We start from the raw sequence: 20,233 nt of genomic DNA, 5'->3' as shown, positions 1-20,233 counted from the left end.
CGTGATCCGCGGGCGTGGCCGGGGCGTCAGGTTGCGGGACCGGGCCACCGGGCCCGTCGCTCACCGGTACGCCTGGCGTTGCAGTGCGTGGAGCTGTGCGTACGAGCCGTCGAGTGCGAGGAGTTCGCGGTGCGTGCCGGCCTCGGCGATCCGGCCCCCGCGCAGCACCACGATCAGGTCGGTGTCGCGCATGGTGCCGAGCCGGTGCGAGACGAGCAGGGTGACCGCGCCTGTGGCCCGGCCGATGGCCCGCGCTGCGGCGGCGTACCGGTCGAGCAGCGCCTGTTCGGCGGCCGGGTCGATGGCCGCGGTGGGCTCGTCGAGCAGGAGCAGCAGGGGGTCGGTGCGCATCATGGCGCGGGCGACGGCGAGCTTCTGCCACTGCCCGCCGGACAGGTCGGTCCCGTCGTCGAAGCTTCGCCCGAGCGGGGTGTCCAGCCCGCTGCCGAGGGCGTCCGGCAGGGTTTCGGCGTCGGCGGCGCGCAGGGCGTCGGTGACGGCGAGGGTGTCGTCGATCCGGGGGAGATCGCCGATGCCGACGGTGTCGCGCAGCAGGAACTGCGGCTTGGCGAAGTCCTGGAAGCCCGCCGTGATCCGGGAGCGCCAGTCGGCGAGGTCGAGGTCGCGCAGGTCGGTGCCGTCGACCAGGATGCTGCCGTGCGTGGGGGTGGCCAGGCCCGCCAGCAGCCGGACCAGGGTGCTCTTGCCGGCCCCGTTGTCGCCCACCACACCGACTACGCTGCCGGCCGGCAGGAACAGGTCGGCGTCGGCGAGCGCGTCGTGGTCGGCGCCGGCGTACCGGTAGCCGAGGCCGCGCAGCTCGATGCCCCGGGTGAGCCGTCGCGGCGCCGGGAGGGAGCCGGTCCACAGCGCCTCGGCCGTCTGCGCCCGGGCACGCAGCCGGAGCAGCCGGGTTCCTGCCTCCTTGCTGTTGTGGACGGCGTTGCCGAAGCGGACGGTCTGCGCCATCTGCTGGCTGACGCTGGCCACCAGGGTCAGGGTGAGGACGACGTCGCCGAGGCCGATCCCGCCGGTGACGGCCTGGCGCGCCACGAGGATCACGGCGCCGGCGTAACCGATGGCGAAGACCAGCCAGCCGCCGGCGACGTACAGCGTGCCCAGGAGGCCGGCGCGGTCCAGCCGTGCGTCGGCCGCGAGCAGGTGGCGTAGGTGCCGGTCGCGGAACTCGGAGCGCAGGCCGTAGATGCGCAGTTCCTTCGCCGGACCGGCGGTGGTGGCCTGCTCGAACAGGAAGCGGGCGTGTCGCTGGTCGGCGGCCGTCTCGGTCAGGGCCCGCTGCCTGAGCCGCTCCAGCCGCGAGCCGGCCGCCAGCGACGGCCAGGCGAGCAGCGGCAGGAGCAGCAGGAAGGGGTTGACGAAGGCGAGCGCGACTCCGGTGGCGACCGCCCGCAGCACGGCGCCGATGAGCAGCGAGGTGACGTCGCACCCTTCGGCCAGGTGCATGCGTTCCGCGGCGAGCAGTTCGAGTTCGTCCAGCCAGCCGGAGCGTTCGGCGGGCTCGACCGAGGTGGTCGACAACCGCATGATTTCCCGGTCGACCAGGTGGGCGGTCTGTTCGATGAGGGGCACCGCCAGCCGGATCGCCACCGAACCGGCCGCGAAGCCGAGCGCGTTGATCAAGGCGATGACCGCGGCCAGCCGGACGGTCGAGCCGAGGTGGTGGGCCTGGATGGCCTGGACGGTCAGCTTCAGCCCGTAGGCGGAGGCCACCAGCGTCAGCGGTCGCAGGCTGAACAGGACGGTGAAGGGCAGGGCGCGGGCCCGGTCCGCGCGGAAGGACAGGGCGAAGGCGGCGCCGAGGCCGCGCAGCGAGTCACGCACGCGCCTCACCTCCGGTGCGGGGGCCGGTGAACCGGTCGGCCTGGATGCGGAACATCCGGGCGTAGGCTCCGTCCGCGGCCATGAGTTCCTCGTGGCTGCCGTTCTCGAGGACCGTGCCGTGTTCGAGGACGACGATGCGGTCGGCCCGGCGGGTGGTGGAGAAGCGGTGCGAGATGAGCACGGAGGTCACTCCCTCGGTGAGCGAGAGGAACCGGTCGTTCAGCTCCGCCTCGGCGCGTACGTCGAGGGCGGAGGCCGGCTCGTCGAGGATCAGTAGCCGGGCTCCGTGCCGGACCGCGAACAGCGCGCGGGCCAGGGCGAGCCGCTGCCATTCGCCGCCGGACAGGTCGCGGCCGCCGGCGAACTTGGCGGACAGCATGTTCTGCCAGCCCTGGTCCAGCCGGTCGATCAGCTCGGTGGCCCCGGCCTGCTCGGCGCAGATCCGCATTCCGTCCATGTCGGCGATGTGCTCGACGGACCCGAGTCCCACGTTGTCCGCGGCGCTCAGCTCGTAGTGGACGAAGTCCTGGAAGACCGCGCCGATCCGCCGCTGCCATCGGCCGGTGTCGGACTCCGTCAGCGGGATGCCGTCGATCAGGATGCGGCCGGCCTGCGGCTGGTACATCCCGGACAGCAGCTTGACCAGGGTGCTCTTCCCCGCCCCGTTGACGCCCACGACGGCCAGGGACTGGCCGGCCGGGATGTCCAGGTCGAAGCCGCTGAAGACCGGTTCGGCGCGTCCGGGGTAGCGGAAGCCGACTGCCTCGAACCGGATGGCCGGGGCGGCGCCGGGGACGGCTGCCGGTGGGTCGGAGGCGGCCGACGGGAGGGCGTGTTCGAGCGCGCGGACCAGCGGGACCGCGGCGGCCCCCTGGTCGATTTTCACGTTGTCGGGGCTGACGCCCATGACGGCGCTGAGCCCGAGCATCGCGCCGGCGTAGGCGGTGAAGTGTCCCGCGCTCAGGTCGCCGTGGGATGCGGCGAGGCCCAGCACGGTGAAGCCGCAGAGCTGTACGGCCATCACCCCGGCGGTCAGCAGGGGCATCAGGAGGCGGCCGTCCCGGCGGGCCTGCCACAGGCCCGCCATGGCGGCCCGCCACTCCTGGTGGAAGCGCAGGTCGAGCCAGTCGCGCAGCCCGAAGATACGGATCTCCTTTGCCGCTTCCGGGTCCCGGGCGAAGTCGCGTACGTACGTCGAGCGGCGCAGCTTCGCCGGGGTGCCCATCAGCGCCTGCTGGCCGCGCCGGTAGTCGGCGACGACCCCGCTGGTCAGGACGGCGAAGCCGGCCAGCAGGGCCAGGGCGAGCCACCAGTGGAAGACGGCGATCAGCGCCGCGCAGGCCACCGCCTGTAGGCGGGCCACGCCGATGTTGGCGGTCGCGATCAGGGCGTCGCGCGGGGTGAAGCCGGCGGTGCCGACGCCCTGCGCCCCCGTCACCAGGTCGAGCGTGGCGGTGTCTTCGAGGTGGCCGATGCCGGTGGGGCCGAGCGAGGCGGCCATGACGCGGTCCCGCAGCTGCCGGGTCAGGCGCCGTCCGAGGGCGTCGGCCGTCTGCTGGGCGACCGGGACCAGCAACTGCTGGAGCAAGAAGCCGAGGGCGACCAGGACGCCCAGCACGGTGACCTGACGCAGTGCCCAGGCGTGGCCGTGGGAGGCTGCGCCCGACACCACGTCGACCAGCCGGCCGTTGGCGATCGTCAGGGCCACCGGCGCTAGGGCGGCGCCGACCAGTGCGAGCAGCAGCAGTCCGGCCAGCGGGAGACTGACGGACGGCAGCATCCCGAGCATCGCCAGCAGCGGTGAACCGCGCCGGGCGGGCCGTTCACCTGCGGGGCCGGGCGGCCGCGGGGGCATGCGATCGTTCTCCTTCCCGTCCCCTGGCGGAGACGCATGCTGCCCCGGGCGGGGCCGCGCATCAGATGAGGCGGAGCGGCGGCACGGTGTTGTGGGCGCGTACCCAGCGGAAGGCGTCGCTGGTGGCCTGCTGGCCGCCGTGGACCGGCAGGGTGACCCCGGAGACCCAGCCCGCCTGCTCGCTGCACAGGTAGAGCACCGCGGCCGCGACGTCCTCGGGGCGGCCGAACCGGCCCAGCGGGTAGAGGGAGGCTCGGTCCTGCCGGTCGTCCTCGTCGGTCAGCCACGGCTGGGTCATCGCGGTCTCGATGAGGGCGGGGGCGACCGCGTTGACCCGGATGCCGTCGGTTCCCAGTTCGTACGCGAGGGCGCCGGTCAGGCTGATCAGGGCGGCCTTGGCCGCTCCGTACAGGGCCTCGCCCGGGGCGGGGAACAGGCCGTCGATGGAGGCGGTGGAGACGATGGCGCCGCCGGTCCCCTGGGAGGCCATCACGCGGGCCGCGGCCATGATGGTGAGCAGCGGGGCCTTGACGTTCACCCCGAACACGGAGTCGATCGACGCCGCGGTGGCTTCGGCCAGCGGTCCCGCGGAGCCCGGCACGTCGCCCCACCCGCCGATGTTGCCGACGAGGATGTCCAGCCCGCCCATCCGGTCGGCCGCCTCGGCCACGGCCCGTTCGGCGGTCGCGGGATCGCCGCAGTCGGCGGCGATCCAGTGCGCGGCGCCGCCGGCCCCGCGGATCTCCCGGGCCACGGCCTCGACGTCAGCGGCCGTTCGAGCGACCACGGTGACCTGGGCGCCCTGGCGGGCCAGCAGCAGCGCCACCTCACGGCCGATGCCGCGGCCGGCCCCGGTGACCATGGCGCGTGCGCCGTCGAGACGAAAGGGTTCCGACACTCGTTCTCCTCGTGGATCTCTCGACCGTTCTCGATCAGGCACATGACCGGGCCGCGGCCACGGGAGCGAACGCCTCGCTCACGGCGGCCGGCACGGTCATGGTGGGCGGTACCCGGCGTCGCCCGCGCCGCGCCGGCTGTGTTCCGCGGCGCGGACGACGCCGCCGATCTGCATGGCGGCACCGTCCGGCACCTGCTCTCGGACTCCCGCCACTCATGCCTGCCTCGGCGGGACGGGTACCAGCCGCGTGGCGGCGCCGCCGGTCGGCGGCGGGTCCAGCGGCCGGGGTGCGGCGATCAGCCAGGCCGCGAACTGATCGCGGTAGAAGGGGCTGCGCGGGTCGCCGGACTGGCCGCCGGGAAGGTTGAGGAGGGCCTGCGCGGGCCGGCCGGGGGACGCGGCGAGCCGCACGGCCGGGCCGAAGCCGGGGCGCGCCGCGCAGACCGACTCCGGGCAGCCCGGCATCTCGTCCTGGGGCAGGTCGAGGAGCGCGGCGAGTTCGGGCGCGAGGGGCGACATGGGATGGCGGATGCCGCTGGGGTTCAGCACGCCCCACCGCAGCGCCTCCGGGCCGGTCTCCGGTGCCATGTGGCGCAACAGGCCCCCGCACACGTCGAGTTCGAACAGCAGGAAGCTCCGCTGGTCGCGGTGCGGCGGTGGGAAGAGCGAAGCGTCGCCCAACATCGCCCGCAGCGGCGACTCGTGCGAGTGCCAGCAGTAGACGAAATCCTCGTTCCCGGCCGCACAGCGGCTCAGCAGCGCGGCGAACAGCGACTCGCGCAGCAGCTCGCGCCAGGCGACCAGCACGGCCAGCCCGATCGCGTCGGTACCGGCGGTGCCGTCCCAGGCGCGGACGGCCTCGCGCAGCCGGCCGCGCTGCTCGTCGGCCCGGGTCACGGAGTCGGTGAGGACCGTGAGCGCCAGGTCGCGGTAGAAACCGTAGAACTGCGCGTCGGTGTCGCTCTGGAGCGCCAGCAGCCGGTGCTCGTCCCAGGTTCCGCCGGTGTCGAGCAGTTCGCCGATCCGTGCGGCCCGTCGGGCCGAGAAGTGGTTGGCGGCCAGGCCCGGGACCTGACCGTGCTCCCGGACGCCGTTGTTGGCGCTGACCAGCCGCCCCGAGGCCGGGTCGGTGACGTGCGGCAGCTCGTGCGGGGACCGGTGGGCGGTCCAGGCGCGGTCGGGCGTGACCGGTCCGGCGCCGTCGCGCACCGGGAAGCGGCCGGAGACGGTCCAGGCGATCCGGCCGCCGGAGTCGGCCAGCAGGACGTTCAGCGGCGGCCCGCCGGCCCGTCGGGCGGCCTGGGTACCGGCCTCGACGTCCCCGGCGGTCATCAGCGCGCCCAGTCCGAGGTCGACGCCGCCCGGGTCGCGGCCCACCCAGTGCCGGGCCAGCAGGAGCCCGTCGGGTCCCGGTCCCTCGACCGGTCCCCACGGGCTGTCCCGCACCTCCACCTCGACCGGGTCGCCGTGGCGCACCAGGATGCGTTCACGCCGGGTGGTCAGGTGCGAGGGCCGCACCTCGACCAGCTCGACCACGTCCGCCGCCAACCGGGTCGCCCCCCAGGCCAGCGTGGCGCTGACCCCGGTCACGAAGACCGGAAGCCCGGGGACCGTCACACCGTCCACCCGGCCGTCCGGCCAGCGCAGGCCGGCCCGGTGGAAAAGGGCGGGCGCGCCCAGCGGAAGGTGCATGTCGTTGGCCAGCAGTGCTCGCCCGTCGGAGGTGTGCGAACCGGACAGGGCCAGGGCGTTCGAACCCCAGGGACGGTCGTCGGACGCCACGATCTGGCGGTCGCCGCCGGACGGGACGGGCGCCTCGGCGAGCAGGGCGCGCAGCGCCCGCACCGGCGGGTCGGCCTTCCTGCCGTCGGTCGGCCGACCGTCCAGCCCCACGAGGTAGGGGTCGGCCTCGCCGAGCAGGAAGCCGACGACCTCGGGCGGCAGCGAACGGTCCATCAGCCCGCGCATCCGGTGGTGTTCGCCGTCGCCGCTGAGCATCCGGGCCAGCAGGAGGGCGACCAGCAGCGAGTCGCGCGGCCGCCACGCCTCCATGGGCAGGCCGAGCACCTCCAGCTCCAGCGGCGGCGGCGCGGCGGCGATCACCGCGTTGACGCCGCTGGTGTAGGCGGTGAGCACCGCCCGCTGATCGTCGGGCAGGTCGCCCAGCGCCCGATCGGCGGCGGCGGTGAGCCCGGCCCGGCGCTGCGCGGTGTCCTGGGCGACGGCCGGGGGTCCGAAGAGTTCGGCCAGCCGGCCGGCCGCGCTGCGGCGCAGCAGGTCGAGCTGGAAGAGGCGGTCGGTGGCGACCGCGTGGCCGAGGCCCGCCCAGCAGTCGGACAGGCAGGAGGCGCGGACGGTCGGGACGCCGCCGGCTCCGTGCTCGATCGTGACGTCGGCCCGCAGTCCCGGCAGGCCGTGCACGGCCCCGGTCACCACGGCGCGCCGGTGCTGCGGGCGACCGGCTCGCCGGGGGACGCCAGCAGGCGCTCCAGCAGCGACCGGACCTCCTCCAGCAGGTGCCGGGCCGGTTTCTCGTCCAGTACCGACCTGCTGACCTCCAGCGCGAGTCGCAGATCGTCGTCCTCCTCGCGGACGACGAAGGACGCCGCGGTCGAGGACGGCAGGACGCCCGCATGCGATCCGTCCGGGGGCCGGTGGACCTCGAAGCGGGTCGGGCCGGCCTGGTGGGGCGGACGCGGCGGTTCCCAGGCCACACCGATGTGGAACGGCGGCTGTTCCGGCGGCAGTGCGTCGAAGGCCAGCTCCATCGGGGCGCGCTGGTGGGTGAAGCTCTCCAGCACCTCGGCGCGGGCGGCGGCCACCAGCGTGTCGAAGGCGGCGGCCGGGTCGACCGGCACGTCCAGCGCCAGGGTGGTACTGAACAGACCCACCGTGTGTTCCCACGCGGGGTCCTCGCGGTTGGCGCTCAGGGTGCCGAGCCGCACCGGCGACGGGGCGCCGCGGGCGTGCAGCGCTGCGGCGAGCGCGGCGGTCAGGCAGATGAACGGCGTGGCGCCCCGCGAGCCGGCGAAGTTCCGCAACCGGCCGGCGAGTTCGCGGCCGAGTGCGATGTCGGCGGTGACGAAGTCGAACGGGTCGGCCGCCGCCGCGGGCTCGGGGCCGAGCCGCGGTTCCGGCACCGGACGGCTCAGTTTGGCACTCCAGTACGCCAGGTGGTCGGCGTAGCGCCCCAGCTCCAGCTGCCTGCGCTGGTGCCCGGCGTACCGCAGGTGCGCGGGTTCGGCCGCGGGCCCGGCGCCGACGCCGCCGGACTGCCGTACGCCGTACGCCTCGGCGAGGTCGGCCAGCACGACGTTCAGCGACACCCCGTCGCAGAACAGGTGGTGCACCGCCAGCAGGAGGTACGAGCGGTCCGGTGACAGCCGCACCAGCCGGGCTCTGAGCACCGGTCCGCGCACCGGATCGAGGGGCTCGGCGAGCAGGATGCGGGCCTGCCGGACCGCTGCCTCCTCGGCGGACCGCGCGGCGAGGGCGCTCAGGTCCGTCACCGGGCAGGGCGGCGGCGTGACCGGGGCGACGGTCTGCGTCGGCGCGCCGCCGTCGGTACCGGGGACCACCCGGCCGCGTAGCGCCGGGTGCGCCGCGACCACGTCGCCGAGCGCCGCGGTCAGCACCGGCACGTCCAGCGGTCCGTCGATGAGGACCGGCAGGAGCGCCGTGTTGAAGGGGGTGCCGGCCAGGAACTCCTGTGTCCGCCAGAGCTCTTGCTGCTGCACCGAGAGCGGGACGGGGACGTCCGCGTCCCGCCGCGGGCCGTCCGCCTCGCGCTGCGGGAGGCCGGCGACGGCCTCCGCCACCGCGCGGACCGTGCGGTGCTCGAAGATCACGCCGACGTCCACCGCGCGGCCGAGCTTCCTCGTCAGCCGGCCGGCCGCCCGGACCGCGAGCAGTGAGTGGCCGCCGAGTGCGAAGAAGTCGTCGTCGGGCGAGGTCGCGGGCCGGTCCATCAGCTCGTTCCACACCTCGGCGACCTGCTCTTCCAGCGGGGAGCCCCACACCTGCGGCTTGGCCGACGGCGCGACCTGCCCGATTGCCCCGGCGGCGATGGCCGCCCGGTCCACCTTGCCGTTCGGTGTCAGCGGAAGCCGGTCGTAGACGCGCAGCGCGGCCGGGACGAAGTGCCCGGGCAGCCGGCCGGCCAGTTCGGCCAGCAGGGCGGCGGACAGGTCGGGGCCCACCCGCGTGGACTCGACGCCCGCGGCGAGCACGACCTCGCCGCGGCTGTCCGAGGAGACGGCGATCGCGGCACGGCCCACCCCGTCCAGCGCCGCGAGAGCCGCCTCGATCTCGCCGGGCTCGACGCGGTTGCCGCGGATCTTCACCTGGTCGTCCAGCCGCCCGCGCAGGCGCAGCGTCCCGTCCGGCAGGAGGGCGCCCACGTCGCCCGTGCGGTAGAGGCGGTCCGCTCCGGTACCGATGAAGCGCTCGGCGGTCTCGGCGGGCGCTCCCCGGTACCCGCGGGCCAGGCACACCCCTCCCAGGTGCACTTCGCCGTCCTCGCCCGCCGGGACGGGCCGTCCGCCCTCGTCCAGGACGAGCACCCGGACGTTGTCGACCGGCCGGCCGACGGTCAGCTCGGCGCCGGCCGGCTGGAAGCCGCCGGTCACCTGGACGGTCGCCTCGGTGGGGCCGTAGACGTTGGCCATGGCGCAGTGCGGCAGAAGCCTGCGGGTGCGCGACCACAGGTCCTCGCGTACCCGGTCGCCCCCCAGGAACAGACTGGAGAGGGCGGGCACGGGGGCGGCCGCGGATTCCAGGACCAGCAGCAGTTCCTCCCACAGCGCGGGCACGCAGTGCAGCCCGGCGCCCGGGCGGGCGGTCAGCTCGGCCAGCAGGCGTTCCGGATCGAGCCGCAGGTCCTCGTCCACCAGCCAGACCGCGTCGCCGCGGGTCAGCGGAGCGATCACCTGCTGAAGACAGGCGTCGGAGGTGAGCCGGGTGGTGGCGGGCAGCAGGGCGACGCCACCGTCGACGCGGTTGGCCCGGGCCACCCAGCGGCAGTAGTTGACCAGGCTGCGGTGCGTGACCTCGACACCCTTGGGCACGCCGGTGCTGCCGGAGGTGAACATGACGTAGGCGAGGTCGTCCGGCTGCACGGGGGCATCGGCCGGCTCGGCGGGACCCGACCACACCTCAGGTCCCAGGACGATCGAGGGCGTGCCGGGGCCGGCCCGCAGGGCCCACTCGGCGGACTCCTGCTGCCCGCACAGCGCGGCGTCGGGGCGGACCTGCGCCAGCAGGGCGCGGGTGCGCTGCGGCGGGTCGGCGAGGCCGAGCGGCAGCCATGCGGCGCCCGCTGCGAGCGTGCCCAGCATCCCGGCCATGAGTTCGGGGGTGGCCGGGCCGAAGACCGCCACCAACGACCCGGGGCCGACGCCCACGTCGCGCAGCCGGGCGGCCACCCGTGCGGCGGCCAGGGCGAGTTCGCGGTAGGCGACGGTGCGGCCGGGCGCGTGCAGCGCGACGGCGGCGGGCCGGCGGCGGGCGTGCTCCGCGAACAGGCCGTGCAGGCTGGCCCCGCTCACCGGGCCGCCTGCTCGGCGACGAGCGTGCCGACCGCCGTCCGCGGCTCCTCGGTGACCGTCCGCAGGATGCCGTCGAACGTGGTGACCAGCGCCTCGATCACCTCCGGCGGGTAGCGGTCGGCCTTGTAGGTGACGTACCCGGTCAGCATCGGCCCGTCCACGCGCAGCTCCATCGTCAGTCCGAAGGTGCTGGGGTCCAGTTCCTGGTCGTCGCCGACGGCGAGACCTGACGCCTGGCGCAGGAAACCGCCGGGCACGGGGGTCTCGGGCACCCAGGACTCCTGGAGGGCGAAGCCCACCTGGAGCAGGTCGGCGGGGTCGATGCCGTCGCGTTCGCGGAGCGCGTCGACCACCTCCTCCAAGGGGACGTCCTGATGGTCGAACGCCTCCAGCAGGGCCGATCTCACCGCGCGCAGGTATGTCTCGAACGGGTCGGCGGTGTCGACGGGCACGCGCAGCACCAGGGTGTTGGCGAAGAGTCCGACCAGCTCCTGGGCGCCGGGCCAGCGGCGGTTGGCGACCTGGATGGCGGCCATCGTCTCTCGCGCGCCGCTGCGGCACGCCACCGCCAGCAGGAACACCGCCAGCAGGATCGTGAAGTCGGTGGTGCTCTCCCGGCGGGCCAGCCGCGAGACCGAGGCCAGCGCCGAGGCGGGCACGGTGACGGGATGGGTGGCGCTCCGGTAGGTGTCGTCGCCGTCCAGCGCCCCGGGCAGCCGCAGATCCGGGTAGGGCGCCGCGAGCCGCTCCAGCCAGTAGGCGCGGGACGCGTCCATCCCTCCGGCGGCCCGGTGGGACACCGCCCAGGCGGCGAAGTCGGTGTACCTGAAGGCGAGCGGCTCGGGCAGCGCGGTGCCCTCCACCCGGGCCCGGTACTGGGCGGCGACGTCGGCCACCAGCTGGTTGCGCGACCAGCCGTCGAAGGCGATGTGGTGGGTGACCACCAGCACCGCGCTGCGGGTCGCGGTGAAGCGCAGCACCCTCAGCCGCAGCGGAATCTCGCGGACCAGGTCGAACGGCAGCCGGGCCTCGGCCCTGGCAGCCCGCCGGATCGCCTCCTCGCGCGACGCCTCGTCCAGGTCCCCGTACTCGCGCTGCCGGACCGGCACGGTGAAGTCCGGGCGTACGGTCTGCCGGGGGCCGTCCGGGGTCTCCTCCAGGGTGGCGTGCAGGACGTCGTGCCGGCGGACGGCGCCGCGCAGGGCGGACATCAACAGGCGCGGGTCGAGGTTCCCGCTCAGGTCCACCCGCATGACCTGGTTGAAGAACGCGGCCTCCGGCAGGGTGCGCTCGACCTTCCAGAACTGCTCCTGGAGCGGGGCGAGCGGAGCGCTGTAGGGGCGTGACGGGGAGTGGACGAGCCGGACCGGCCCGTCGGCGGGTGCGTCGGCGACGCTGCGCTCGCCGGTCTCCTGCGCATGCTCCCGGGCGGCGGCGACCAGGGCGCCCAAGCCGGCCAGGGTGGGGTGGTCGAAGACGTCCCGCAGCCGCAGGCGGACGCCGAACTCCTCCTCGATCCGGCCGATCAGCCGGGTGGCGATGAGCGACTGCCCGCCCAGGCTGAAGAAGTCCAGGTCCTCGGCGCCCTCCGGCCGGTCGAGCAGCTCGTTCCACACGTCCCGCAGACGCTCGCCGGTGTCGGTCACGCCTGCGCTCCGGCGCCGGCGAGGGTCCGGACGCCGGCCGTCTCGGCGGCTTCCCGCAGTTCCTGAAGGTGCACCAGGTTGGCCAGCACCTCCTTGGGCGCGACGCCGAAGTCCACCAGGCAGGCGATCTCGGTGACGCCCGCGGCGGCGAGTTCGCGGACCCTGGGCAGCGCGGACCGCGGTGTCCCGAACAGCCCGTTGGTGGTGAAGTAGCGCTCGAAGGCCAGCTCCGCCAGGGCCGCCCGGTCCGCGGCGCTCACCTTGGCGGGGTCGATGGCCACGTCCTTGCTGCTGGCCAGTTTCGCGAACAGCTCCATGTGCGAGCGCAGGTAGCCGATCATGGGGGCGTGGACCGTGCGCCGCACGGCATCCTCGTCGGACCCGACGAAGGTGTGGAGCATCGCGGTGACCGCGTGCTCGTCCGGATCGCGTCCGGCGGCGCGCAGTTCGTCACGGTAGAGCGCGGCCTTCTCGCCGAGTTCGGCGGGGCTCTGCTCCAGCAGGGCCGTCAGGACGTGCAGTCCCTCGCGGGCGCCGGTGCGCCAGGTCTCCGGCGAGGACGACGCGGTGATCCACAACGGGATCTCCCGCTGGACCGGGCGCGGGAGGGTGCCGATCGCGATGGTGCTGCCGGCGCCGTCCCGGCGCTCGACGGTGCCGCCGCCCCACAGCTCGCGTAACTGCCGGATGCCCTGCACCGTCCGGTCCCGGCGGTCGGCGTAGGCGCCGGGGGCCAGCGCAAAGTCGTTGGGGTGCCAGCCGGAGGCGAAGGAGACCCCGGTCCGCCCGCCGGACAGGTTGTCGACGACGGCCCACTCCTCGGCCACCCGCACCGGGTCGTGCAACGGGAGCACGACGCTGCCCGCCCGCACCCCTAACCGTTCGGTGACCGCGCTGACGGCGCCTGCCAGGACCGCCGGCGCCGGGTAGGGGCCGCCGAAGGAGTCGAAGTGGCGTTCGGGGAGCCAGATCGCCTCGAAGCCGTTGCGGTCGGCGAAGCGGGCGCAGTCCAGCAGGAAGGCGTAGTGCTCGCCGGTGGTGTGGTCACCGCCGGCCGAGAAGAAGAACAGGCTCCACTTCAGCGGCTGTCCGCCGTGGCGGGCGCGCACCGGCGCGGGAGCCTCGCGGGGCGGCGCGGGCGGCGGCTTGCGGGCGGCCAGCCGTTCCTGGAGCAACCGACGCTGCTGCGGGGACAGGGCGCGTATGCGGGCGTCGATTTCCACCACTGCGATGATGCCTCCATGCGACGGCCGGTACGCCGTCCCGCGTCGGCAGGGGCATGGGGCCTGGCCCACGAGCGGACGCACGGAACAGTGAGCCGGGGGAGTGACGGCGCGGGTCAGGTGGAGCCTCAGCGATCACAAGGATCTGCGCTCGGCACTCTTCCGTCAAGACCGCTCGATACGACCCCACGGACGCCCGGTGTGTGCCATGGTCGTCTGGCATCCGAGGCTTGGGAGGGCGGGACGAGGTGGCAGGGGAAGCGCGAGCCGGCGCCGTGCCCGCGGGGGGAGCGGGCGACGACCTGGCCGGACGCCTGGAACGGCTCACTCCGGCCCAACGGGCCCTTCTGGAACGCCGGTTGAGGAAGCGTACATCGCCCGGACCGTACCGGCCGTCCGCGACGCAGTTCGGCATCTGGCTCTTCGAGCAGCTCAATCCCGGGACCTCGACCTACCACAACCCCGCGGCCGTACGCCTGTCCGGGCCGGTGGACGAGGACCTGCTCCGCGAGGCGCTCCAACGGGTCCAGGACCGGCACGAACCGCTGCGCTCGCGCTACCCGGCCGACGAGGACGGCGTCCCGCACGCGTTCGTGGAGCCGCCGGGCGCGCTGCGCCTGCCCTGGCGGGTGGAGGATGTCACCGCCCTGCCCGATCCCGCACAGCAGGCGGCTCGGCTCGTGGCGCAGGAGGCCGTCACGCCCTTCCGGCTCGACCGGGGGCCCGTGTGGCGCTGCCTGCTGGTGCGCACCGGACCCGAGGAGCGGGTGCTGGTCACCACCTTCCACCACATCGTCTCGGACGGCGGCTCGCTGGGCGTGCTGCTGGCCGAACTCGCCGCCCTGTACCCGGCGTTGGCGGCCGGCCGGCGGCCCATGCTCGCCGTGCCGCCCCAGGGGTACTTCGCGCTCGCGGCGAAGGACGCCGTGCCGGCGGAGGCCCTGGAGCACTGGCTGAGGACCCTCGACGGCGCGCCCGACCGGATCGACCTGTCCCCGCTGACCGAGCGGTCCGCAACGGCTGAGCCGCCGCAGCCGCCCACGCGGGGCGGTGAACCCGGACCGGCGCCGGGCCCGGCGGCCGGCGGGAAGTGGGCGGGCCGCGAGCTGACGCTGCGGGTGCCGGACGGCCCGGCCACGGCACTGGAACAGCTGTGCGCGCGCCACGGCACCAGCCTGTTCACCGGGTTGGTGGCGGCGTCGGCGGCCACCTTGCACCGGGCGAGTGGCCAGGACGACCTCGTCATGACCACCCCGGTCGACCGGCGCGGCCACGAAGGGCGCGCGCTGATCGGCTGCTTCGTCAACACGGTGGTCCTGCGCCTGCGCGTCGGCCCCGACGACCGGCTGGACGCGCTGCTGGAACGGGCCGCGGGGGTTGTGGCCGACGCACTGGCCCACAGCGGCCTGCCGTTCTCCCGGCTGGTCTCGGCGCTTCCCCGCCGCGGTGATGGGCGCAGCCCGTTCGGGAACGTGGCGGTGGTGCACAACAACGCGCCGATGGACGCCGTGTCCCTGGGCGGCCTGAGGCTGAGCCACCACCCTCTGCCGCCGGTGGAGGTCAAGCACGACCTCGCCCTGTCCTGGAACCGCCGGCGCGACGGGCTGACCGGCCGGATCGAGTACGCCGCCCGGTTCCCCGACGCTGCCGTGGAACGCCTCCGCGGGCATCTGCGGCACACCGTGGAGACGCTGGCCGCCGCGCCCGCCACACGGGTCGCCGACCTGCCGGCGCTGTCGGAGCCGGCCCGATGACCGGCGCCGCCGGGACCGGACCGCGCTTGTCCGGCTCGCCCTGGTTCCCCTACGCCGCCGAGCACAGCGATGCCGCGACCCGGCTGTTCTGCCTGCCGTACGCAGGAGGCGGCTGGGCCCTGTTCCGGGACTGGCAGGAGCAGCTCGGGCCGGACGTCCACGCCGTGCCGGTGAAGCTGCCCGGCCGGGCGGAGCGCTTCCACGAGCCCGCGGTGGACCGGATGGACCTCCTCGCCGATCAGCTCGCAGTCGAGGTGGCCCCGCTGCTGGACCGGCCGTACGCTCTGTTCGGCATCAGCATGGGTGCGCTGCTGGCGTTCGAGACGGCCGCGCGGCTGGTCGACCGCGGACTGCGCCCACCGGACCGGCTCTTCGCCGCCTCCTGCCGCGCGCCCCGCGAGCCGTTCGGCACGACGCCGGTCCACGGCCTGCCGGACGCAGCCCTCATCGAGGTGCTGACCCGCCTGGCGGCGACCCCGCCCCACCTGCTGGCCAACGCCGAGCTGATGCGGCTGGTCCTTCCCACCGTCCGCGCGGACTTCGCCTGCACCGAGACCTACGTACGCCCCGACCGCGCGCCGCTGCCGGTTCCGGTGACGGCCATCCGCGGACGGGACGACGACACACTGACCGAGGCGATGGTCAGCGGCTGGCGCGCCGAGACCTCCGCCGGGTTCGAGCAGCTGGAAGTGACGGGCGACCACTTCCTGGTCCACGGCGACCAGAGCGAGCTCACCGCGCTGGTACGCCGGCGGCTGCCCGGGGGCGCGGGGAACCGGTAGCCGGCGCAGGCGTCGTGCCCACGCCGGCTACCCCGGGGTGGAGGCCCGCTGCGGGACGTCCCCTCCACCCCACGACCGGTCCGGCCCGCCCCGGGGAGCGGGTCAGGCGTTCGCCTCGCCCTCGGTGCCCAACGCCGCCTCGATGTCCGAGCTCGACAGCCCTTCGATCTCGCTGAGCAACGCCTCCAGCTCCTCCGAGGCGACCTCCCCGACCTCTACGTCGACGGTCGGCTCCTGCTCCGCGGCCGCCGCGTCGTGCGGCCCGACGGCCGACGGGCCCTCGCCGGCGGATCGGATCAGCTGGGCGATCGTGGCCACCGTGGCCTCCTGGAAGATCTCGCCCAGCGGCAGTTCGATCCCATGGGCGTCCCGCAGCCGTCCGACCAGTTGCATGGCGAGCAGGGACTGCCCGCCCAGTTCGAAGAAGCTGTCGCGAACGCCGATCTCGTCGATGCCGAGCATGTCGCGCCACATGCCCGCGACGTACTCCTCCGTCTCGTCGCGCGGCGCGACGTAGGGCACGGACATCTTCGGCCGGCCCTTGGCCGTGCCGCCGGAGGGGCCTGCCGGCCCGCCGTCGGCCGGCGGGGCGCCGACGGCGGAGGCGGCCTCGGCCTGCCGTGCCAGCGCCTCGCGCACGTCGGGGTCGGCCGCGCACACGGTGAACGGCCCGTCCCCGCCCACCGCGGTCAGCAGGCGGTACAGCTCCTTGGCCTCCTGTGGTCCGCAGTCCGCCGCGTCGCGCAGACCGGGGGTGTCCGTCTCCCGCCAGTGCTCCCACTGGACGTTGAGCCAGGGCGTGGCCGCGGTCCGGTTGCGCCGGGTCACGTAGGTGTCGGCGTACCAGTTGGCCGCGGTGTAGGCGGCTCCGCCCACTCCGCCCAGCAGGCTGGAGAGCGACCCGACGATCAGGCAGCGGTCGTACGCCACACCGTCCAGGGCCGCGTCGAGTGCGTGCAGCCCGGCCATCTTGGTGGTCATGTGGTGGGCGAACAGCTCGGGCGAGGAGTCCAGCACGGCCCGGATGCCCTGGGAGACGGACATGCCCGGGGTGTAGACCACCCCGGCAAGACGGCCGTCCCGCCGCGCCGCCTCCTGGACCGCCGCGGTCAGCGCCCCGACGTCCTCGGCGTCGCCACGGCGCACGGTCAGACGGTCGCCGCCGAGCGCCCGCAGCTCCTCCAGCTCCCGCCGCGCCGCCGGGGCGAGCGCGCCGGGTTCGACGCGGTCGTAGAGCATCACGCGGGCGGCGGGGTCGCGCAGGATCTCCGCGGCCAGGGTCCGGCCGATCATGCCGAGCCCGCCGACCAGGAGGTGGGTGCCGTGTCCGGCGGGGACCTGATTGCCGACGTCCACCCGGACATGCGCGCGGACGAACCGCTTCCGGCCCCGGAGGGCCACCGGGGACGCCTGCGACGCCGTGTCGCCCAGCTCGGCCAGCAGGTCCGCCACCGTCTCCGGCAGGCGGTCGGCCGGGTCGCGCGGGTCCAGTTCGACCACCCGGCAGTCCCAGGAGGTCTCCTGCGGCACGACTCGGCACAGGCCGACCGCGGTGGCCAGGCCGGGCCGCAGCGGGTCCTCACCCGTCACGTCGAACACGTGGCGCGTCACGTGGAGCAGCCGGACCGGCTGCGCCCCGCCGGCCGGCAGGATGTCGAGCAGCGACCGCAGGCCGACCGCCTGTTCCTGCTCCACGGTGGCCCCGGGCGCGGCGTCCAGCGCCCGCAGGTGCACCACGGCGTCCGGGCGGGAGCCCGGCGTGGCCAGCGCCGCCTTCACCGCGGCGCCGGCATCGGCGTCCACCAGCGTGACCCGGCTGCCCAGCGCGGTCAGCCGCTCGCCCAAGGCCGCGCCGACCCCGGACCGGTCCGCCAGCACCAGGACCGCGGTCGCTTCGGGGGCGGCGGCGGTGGCCCCGGACCCGGCCGCCGCGCGCGGCAGTTCCACCCAGCGGGGCCGGTGTATCCACTCCTCCGGTCCCCGGGGGGCCGTCTCCAGCGCGACGACCGCGTCGTCGGGCGCGGCGTCGATCCAGTGCCGGGTGCGCTGGAACGGATAGGTGGGCAGCGGCACCCGCAGGCGGGGGTGCTGGTGGGTACGCTGCCAGTCGATGCGGACGCCCTGGTGCCACAGCTCGGCGAGCCCGTCGAGCAGGGCCGCCTGCTCACTGCCGCGCTGGTCGGCACCGGGCATCATGGTCGCCACGGGCGCGTTCCGCGCGGCCAGTTCGCTGTCGGCCAGCGCCGACAGCTGACGGCCCGGTCCGACTTCGATCAGAACGGTTCCGGGGGGAGCCACCACCTCCCGCAGACCGTCGGCGAACCGCACGGTCTCGCGCAGCTGCCGGGCCCAGTAGCCGGGGTCGGTGGCCTGCTCGGCGGTCAGCGGCCGACCGCTGACACCGGAGATCACCGGGATCGCGGGCGGGTTGAGCGCCGCCTTGGCCACCGTGGCGGTGAAGTCCGCCAGGACGGGGTCGAGCATCGCGGAGTGGAAGGCATGGGAGACCCGCAGCCGCCGGCTCACCACGCCGTCGGCCCGCAGCCGGGCCTCGAAGGCGTCCACCGCCTGGTGCTCCCCGGCGACGGAGACCAACGCCGAGCCGTTGACCGCGGCGACCGACAGCTCCTGGTCGCCGATCAGCTCGCGGACCCGGGCCTCGGGCAGCGCCACGCCCAGCATCGACCCGCCGGGCAGGGCTGCCACCATGCGGCCGCGCGCGGCCACCACCGACAGCGCGTCGGGCAGGCTGAAGACGCCCGCCAGGGTCGCGGCCACGTACTCGCCGATGCTGTGCCCGAGCATGGCCGCGGGTTCCAGGCCGTAGGACAGCAGCAGCCGGGCGAGCGCGTACTCGACGGTGAACAGCGCAGGCTGGGCGAGGTCGGTCGAGGTGAGGCCGTCGGCCGAGGGATCGCGGCGGGTCAGCAGCAGCGGCCGCAGGCGTTCGGCGGTCTCCACCGGCATCAGGGCGAGGCACTCGTCGACCGCGTCCCGGAACACCGGTTCCAGGCGGTGCAGTTCGGCTCCCATGCCGACGCTCTGGCTGCCCTGGCCGGGGAAGAGGAACACCAGGGGACCGGCCTCGTCCACGGTCTCCGAGCTGCGGATGCGTCCGGAGCCCTTGGCGCCCAGGGCACTCGCGGCGTCGGCCAGGTCCCGCGCCACGACGCTGGCCCGGTACTCGTGCTCGGTCCGGCCGACCTGGAGGGTGTGGGCGACGTCGGCCAGCACGGCGCCGGGGTTCTCGCGCATCCAACGGGCGGTCTGCTCCATCCGCTCGGCGAGGGCCGGCCTGCTGCGCGCGGAGAGCACCACCAGCTGGCTGCCGGGCTCCGGCGCACCGGCCACCGGCTCCGGGGCCTCCCGCAGCACCACGTGTGCGTTGGCCCCGCCCATGCCGAGCGAATGCACCGAGGCGTAGCGCGGCCGGCCCGGCTCGCCCTCCATCGGCAGCAGCTCTGTCGGCACGTAGAACGGACTGGCCGCGAAGTCGATCTCGGGGTTGGGTGTCCGGAAGTGCAGCACCGGCGGGATCGACTTGTTCTTCAGGCACATGACGGCCTTGATGAAGCCGGCCACCCCGGCGGCGGCGTCGAGGTGGCCGATGTTGGGCTTGACGGAGCCGATGGCGCAGTAGTTCGAGCGGTCGGTGGTGAGCCGGTACGCCTTGGTGAGCCCGGCGACCTCGATCGGGTCGCCCAGCGGCGTGCCGGTTCCGTGCGCTTCGACGTAGTCGATGACGTCCGCGGTCAGACCGGCCGAGGCGATGGCGCCGGCGGCGGCGCGGGCCTGGCCGTCGACGCCCGGCGCCGTGAAACTCGCCTTGGACCGGCCGTCGTTGCCGATCGAGGTGCCGGCGATCACGGCGTGGATGTGGTCCCCGTCGCGCAGGGCGTCGTCGAGGTGCTTGAGGAGCACGGCGCCGGCGCCGTTGCCCACCACACTGCCGGTGGAGTCGGCGTCGAAGCTCCGGCAGTGGCCGTCCTTCGAGGCCGTGGCGTTCTGTAGATAGCCCGCGTTGTGCGGCATCCGGAGCGACGCGCCGCCGGCGATGGCCATGTCGCACTCGCCGGCCAGGATGGCCTGCGCGGCGAGGTGGATCGCCGTCAGGGAGGTCGAGCAGGCGGTCTGCACGGCGACGGCCGGACCCTGGAGGTTCAGCTTGTAGGCGACCCGGAGCGCCAGGTAGTCCTTGTCGTTGCCGATCATGGTGGCGTGGTCCCCGACCGCGTCGAGCATCCGCCGGTTGCCGACCAGGTTGACCAGCAGATAGGTGTTCATGGTGGAGCCCGCGTAGACGCCGACCAGCCCCGGGTAGCGGGCCGGGTCGTAGCCCGCGTCCTCCATGGCCCAGTGGGCGCACTCCAGGAACAGCCGGTGCTGGGGGTCCATCAACTCGGCTTCGCGGGCCACGTACCCGAAGTAGTCGGCGTCGAAGTCCTCGGCCCCCTGGAGGGCCGCGGACGCCGGCACGTAGCGGGGGCTCGCCAGCATGTGGGCGGGCACGCCGGCGGCCCGCAGCTCGTCGTCGTCGAAGAACCGGATCGACTCGACGCCCTCGCGGATGTTCTGCCAGTACTGGTCCGGGCTGTCCGCACCGGGGAACCGGCAGCCCATGCCGATCACCGCGATGTCGGCGGGGATCGCGTCGTTCTGCTTCTGACCGTTCAACTGCGCTCCAGAG

Annotated in this window: 10 protein-coding genes; 2 read left to right on the top strand and 8 right to left on the bottom strand. The window is 74.7% G+C overall.

The genetic code is table 11. The features are described from left to right. Positions 1–60: 60 nt before the first annotated feature. The 7 genes from ACWCV9_RS33410 to ACWCV9_RS33380 all read right to left on the bottom strand — a co-directional run bounded on the left by ACWCV9_RS33410 (position 61) and on the right by ACWCV9_RS33380 (position 13,010). On the bottom strand, positions 61–1,842 hold the full coding sequence (locus ACWCV9_RS33410; protein ID WP_450792237.1) for an ATP-binding cassette domain-containing protein: 1,782 nt from the start codon (positions 1,840–1,842) through the stop codon (positions 61–63). After that, on the bottom strand, positions 1,835–3,697 hold the full coding sequence (locus tag ACWCV9_RS33405) for an ABC transporter ATP-binding protein (RefSeq protein WP_450792236.1): 1,863 nt from the start codon (positions 3,695–3,697) through the stop codon (positions 1,835–1,837). The genes ACWCV9_RS33410 and ACWCV9_RS33405 overlap by 8 nt, the downstream gene beginning before the upstream one ends. Before the next feature lie 61 nt (positions 3,698–3,758). Beyond that, complete coding sequence (locus tag ACWCV9_RS33400; RefSeq protein WP_450792234.1) at positions 3,759–4,595, bottom strand: SDR family NAD(P)-dependent oxidoreductase; 837 nt, start codon at positions 4,593–4,595, stop codon at positions 3,759–3,761. 213 nt (positions 4,596–4,808) lie between these two features. Continuing rightward, positions 4,809–7,031 carry a penicillin acylase family protein gene (locus ACWCV9_RS33395; RefSeq protein WP_450792232.1) on the bottom strand — a complete coding sequence of 741 codons (2,223 nt, stop codon included), beginning with the start codon at positions 7,029–7,031 and terminating at the stop codon, positions 4,809–4,811. Then, complete coding sequence (locus ACWCV9_RS33390; RefSeq protein WP_450792230.1) at positions 7,025–10,141, bottom strand: amino acid adenylation domain-containing protein; 3,117 nt, start codon at positions 10,139–10,141, stop codon at positions 7,025–7,027. Before ACWCV9_RS33390 ends, ACWCV9_RS33395 begins: the two co-directional genes overlap by 7 nt. Next, positions 10,138–11,787: a condensation domain-containing protein gene (locus ACWCV9_RS33385; RefSeq protein ID WP_450792228.1), complete on the bottom strand. Its 1,650-nt coding sequence runs from the start codon at positions 11,785–11,787 to the stop codon at positions 10,138–10,140. Before ACWCV9_RS33385 ends, ACWCV9_RS33390 begins: the two co-directional genes overlap by 4 nt. Next, positions 11,784–13,010, bottom strand: coding sequence for a MupA/Atu3671 family FMN-dependent luciferase-like monooxygenase (locus tag ACWCV9_RS33380; RefSeq protein WP_450792226.1), 1,227 nt, complete (start codon positions 13,008–13,010; stop codon positions 11,784–11,786). Before ACWCV9_RS33380 ends, ACWCV9_RS33385 begins: the two co-directional genes overlap by 4 nt. A gap of 359 nt (positions 13,011–13,369) precedes the next feature. Between ACWCV9_RS33380 and ACWCV9_RS33375 the strand changes: the two genes are divergently transcribed. Both ACWCV9_RS33375 and ACWCV9_RS33370 read left to right on the top strand, forming a co-directional pair. Then, complete coding sequence (locus ACWCV9_RS33375) at positions 13,370–14,764, top strand: condensation domain-containing protein (protein WP_450792224.1); 1,395 nt, start codon at positions 13,370–13,372, stop codon at positions 14,762–14,764. Next, positions 14,761–15,546: a thioesterase II family protein gene (locus ACWCV9_RS33370; RefSeq protein WP_450792222.1), complete on the top strand. Its 786-nt coding sequence runs from the start codon at positions 14,761–14,763 to the stop codon at positions 15,544–15,546. The genes ACWCV9_RS33375 and ACWCV9_RS33370 overlap by 4 nt, the downstream gene beginning before the upstream one ends. Before the next feature lie 102 nt (positions 15,547–15,648). On the opposite strand, the gene ACWCV9_RS33365 is transcribed toward ACWCV9_RS33370, so the two are convergent. After that, positions 15,649–20,220 (bottom strand): beta-ketoacyl synthase N-terminal-like domain-containing protein, encoded by a 4,572-nt coding sequence (locus ACWCV9_RS33365; protein ID WP_450792221.1) that lies wholly within the window; start codon positions 20,218–20,220, stop codon positions 15,649–15,651. Positions 20,221–20,233: the final 13 nt, after the last annotated feature.

The organism is Streptomyces sp. NPDC001606 (assembly GCF_053596835.1).
Note: the sequence above shows the minus strand (reverse complement) of the source record. Positions and strands in the feature narration are given on the sequence as shown.